This is a genomic window from Vibrio scophthalmi LMG 19158 (assembly GCF_000222585.1).
GTDB classification, from domain to species: domain Bacteria; phylum Pseudomonadota; class Gammaproteobacteria; order Enterobacterales; family Vibrionaceae; genus Vibrio; species Vibrio scophthalmi.
Window position 1 is genome coordinate 1 of record NZ_AFWE01000164.1, and the last position, 2,747, is coordinate 2,747.

The 2,747-nt window shown below is 43.2% G+C and carries 6 protein-coding genes; all 6 read left to right on the forward strand.

The features are described from left to right. Positions 1-304: 304 nt before the first annotated feature. Entirely contained in the window at positions 305-493 is a 189-nt protein-coding gene (locus RH88_RS12885) for a (2Fe-2S)-binding protein (RefSeq protein ID WP_005596625.1), read from the forward strand. 71 nt (positions 494-564) lie between these two features. After that, positions 565-1,050 carry a bacterioferritin gene (gene bfr / locus RH88_RS12890; RefSeq protein WP_005596627.1) on the forward strand — a complete coding sequence of 162 codons (486 nt, stop codon included), beginning with the start codon at positions 565-567 and terminating at the stop codon, positions 1,048-1,050. Positions 1,051-1,272: 222 nt separating this feature from the next. Then, on the forward strand, positions 1,273-1,653 hold the full coding sequence (gene rpsF / locus RH88_RS12895; RefSeq protein WP_005596629.1) for a 30S ribosomal protein S6: 381 nt from the start codon (positions 1,273-1,275) through the stop codon (positions 1,651-1,653). An 8-nt stretch (positions 1,654-1,661) separates the two neighbouring features. Further along, a complete protein-coding gene (priB, locus tag RH88_RS12900) occupies positions 1,662-1,964 on the forward strand; it encodes a primosomal replication protein N (RefSeq protein WP_005596632.1) in 303 nt (100 codons plus the stop codon). Positions 1,965-1,980: 16 nt separating this feature from the next. Then, the gene (gene rpsR / locus RH88_RS12905) at positions 1,981-2,208 is read left to right on the forward strand and encodes a 30S ribosomal protein S18 (protein WP_000090472.1); all 228 of its coding nucleotides are present in this window, start codon (positions 1,981-1,983) and stop codon (positions 2,206-2,208) included. A gap of 33 nt (positions 2,209-2,241) precedes the next feature. Beyond that, positions 2,242-2,694 (forward strand): 50S ribosomal protein L9, encoded by a 453-nt coding sequence (gene rplI / locus RH88_RS12910; RefSeq protein ID WP_005596634.1) that lies wholly within the window; start codon positions 2,242-2,244, stop codon positions 2,692-2,694. Positions 2,695-2,747: the final 53 nt, after the last annotated feature.

Sequence of the window (2,747 nt, forward strand, 5' to 3'; positions counted from 1 at the left end):
AGGAATTAAATGAAGGCATAGTAATTGCCGCATTTGAAAAGGGAAGCTTCGGCTTCCCTTTTTATTTTTGGTTATAAGAGAAATCACTCTCACACTTCACTCTAGCTTCGTTTCACCCCACAAAAACAATCCCTTATCTTTCCCTGTATTGAGCTTTTTTATCTGCTCGTTTTTCCACACTGAAAATCGCCGAAATCCTGATTTCTATATAGCGAATCGATCTTAAATTATGACTAGATCTAAGTGGTAATAAGAATGGTTCTTGTTTATATTTCTAGGCGAAATTTACGCTTTAGGAATTAAGATGTACGTTTGTCTCTGTCATGGTGTTTCCGATAAAAAGATCAAACAGTTAGTGTTGGAAGAAGGCATAGCGGATATGCGTAGCATCAGAAAATGCACCGCCCTAGGATCGCAATGTGGTAAATGCGTTAAGCAAGCCAAGCAAATCCTAAACGAAACCGCGGCACAATTGTACAAACAAGCCTGCTAAATCGGTCGTTCGTTTTTGACTCTTTGTTGATTGGTTCTACAGTTAAATGAGCCAACAAGGAGGGTTATTTCATGAAAGGCGATCCGATTATTATTCAACATCTCAATAAAGTCCTCGGAAACGAGCTTGTTGCGATAAACCAATATTTCCTCCACGCACGCATGTACAAAGATTGGGGACTCAAGCACCTTGCGGATAAGGAGTATCACGAGTCAATCGATGAAATGAAGCATGCTGATCACCTGATTGAACGCATTTTGTTTCTCGAAGGTTTGCCCAATTTACAAGATTTGGGCAAGTTGATGATTGGTGAAGATGCAGAAGAGATGCTGACCAGTGATTTGCAGCTAGAGATGATGGCGATACCCGATTTGAAATCAGCCATCGCTTACGCCGAAGATGTACGTGATTATGTCTCTCGAGATCTGTTCCAAGATATTCTCGAAGATGAAGAAGATCATGTCGATTGGTTGGAAACTCAGTTGGGTTTGATCAAGATGACCGGTATTGAAAACTATTTACAAGCTCAATTCGTCGACGGTGATAGCGATAGCTAACTCTCTGTTTCAATTCTTAAATTTCGCGCTTGCATCGCGAGCGCCCCTTCACCATTTTTCCTTTGCACTGTTGCATTTCTGTCTGCGACATTTTGCTTGCTAAATTTGCTTCCTTTCTGTACTATTCGTGCTCCTTAAAACTCGGTCATTTATCTTTAGTTCCTTGCTTCCTCTGGACGACCGGGCCACTCGTGGAAGCTAATAATCCGTAAGGAGCAACACATGCGTCATTACGAAATCGTATTCATGGTTCACCCTGATCAAAGCGAACAGGTTGCGGGCATGATCGAACGTTACACTGGTTCTATCACTGAAGCTGGCGGTACTGTACACCGTCTAGAAGATTGGGGTCGTCGTCAACTGGCTTACCCAATCAACAAGCTTCACAAAGCTCACTACGTTCTTATGAACGTTGAAGCTGACCAAGCTGTAATCGATGAGCTAGAAACTGCTTTCCGTTTTAACGATGCAGTTCTACGTAACATGATCATGCGTACTAAAGCAGCGATCACTGAGCAATCTATCATGCTTAAGCAGAAAGAAGAGCGTGCTCCTCGTCGCGAAGAGCGTGCAGAGTCTCGTCCAGAAGCTGCTGCTGAGTAATTGATTGTATGACCAATCGAATGGAGCTGAGTGGCACCGTCGCTAAGCCTCCGATTCGTAGTAAAAGCCCTAGTGGAATAGAGCACTGCCGTTTTTGGTTAGAGCACCGTTCTACTGTTATTGAAGCCGATTTAGCTCGCCAAGTTTATTGTCGTATGCCAGTCGTCATCAGTGGGCCAAGGTCACAAGCATTAACTCAAAATTTAGTACTAGGCAGTAACATTGTGGTAGGAGGCTTTGTCGCTTACCAAACCGGCCGAAATGGCATCGGTAAAATAGTGTTGCATGCTGACCACATCACTTATATTTAAGATCAGGAGATAGCCCATGGCTCGTTTCTTCCGTCGTCGTAAATTCTGCCGTTTTACTGCAGAAGGCGTACAAGAGATTGATTACAAAGACGTAGCAACTCTTAAAAACTACATCACTGAAGCTGGTAAAATCGTACCTAGCCGTATCACTGGTACAAGCGCTAAATACCAACGTCAACTAGCTCGTGCTATCAAGCGTTCACGCTACCTAGCTCTACTACCGTACACTGACAAACATCAGTAATCGGTTCGTTTTATTAAGACAGAGGATTAAATAATGCAAGTTATTCTACTTGATAAAATCGGTAACCTAGGTGCACTTGGTGACGCTGTAAACGTTAAATCTGGCTACGCTCGTAACTTCCTTATCCCACAAGGTAAAGCAGTTATGGCTACTAAAGCTAACGTTGAAATGTTCGAAACTCGCCGTGCTGAACTAGAAGCTAAAGTTGCTGAGCAACTAGCTGCTGCTGAAGCTCGTGCTGAGCAAGTTAACGCACTAGAAGCAGTTGTACTTGCTTCTAAAGCTGGTGACGAAGGTAAACTATTCGGTTCTATCGGTACTCGCGACATCGCTGAAGCAATCACTGCTGCTGGCGTTAAAGTTGTGAAAAGCGAAGTTCGTCTTCCTGAAGGCGCACTACGTAACACTGGTGAGTTCGCGATCAGCGTTCAACTTCACTCTGAAGTTTTCGCTACTGTAAACCTACAAGTTGTTGCTGAGAAGTAATTTCAGTTTCAAGACGTATTAGTAAAAAGCACCTCTTAGAGGTGCTTTTTTTT

What these genes read in the sequence shown, in the direction of transcription:
- priB (WP_005596632.1), top strand. Translation starts at nt 1,662, where the DNA reads ATGACCAATCGAATGGAGCTGAGTGGCACCGTCGCTAAGCCTCCGATT.
- rplI (WP_005596634.1), top strand. Translation starts at nt 2,242, where the DNA reads ATGCAAGTTATTCTACTTGATAAAATCGGTAACCTAGGTGCACTTGGT.
- rpsR (WP_000090472.1), top strand. Translation starts at nt 1,981, where the DNA reads ATGGCTCGTTTCTTCCGTCGTCGTAAATTCTGCCGTTTTACTGCAGAA.
- rpsF (WP_005596629.1), top strand. Translation starts at nt 1,273, where the DNA reads ATGCGTCATTACGAAATCGTATTCATGGTTCACCCTGATCAAAGCGAA.
- RH88_RS12885 (WP_005596625.1), top strand. Translation starts at nt 305, where the DNA reads ATGTACGTTTGTCTCTGTCATGGTGTTTCCGATAAAAAGATCAAACAG.
- bfr (WP_005596627.1), top strand. Translation starts at nt 565, where the DNA reads ATGAAAGGCGATCCGATTATTATTCAACATCTCAATAAAGTCCTCGGA.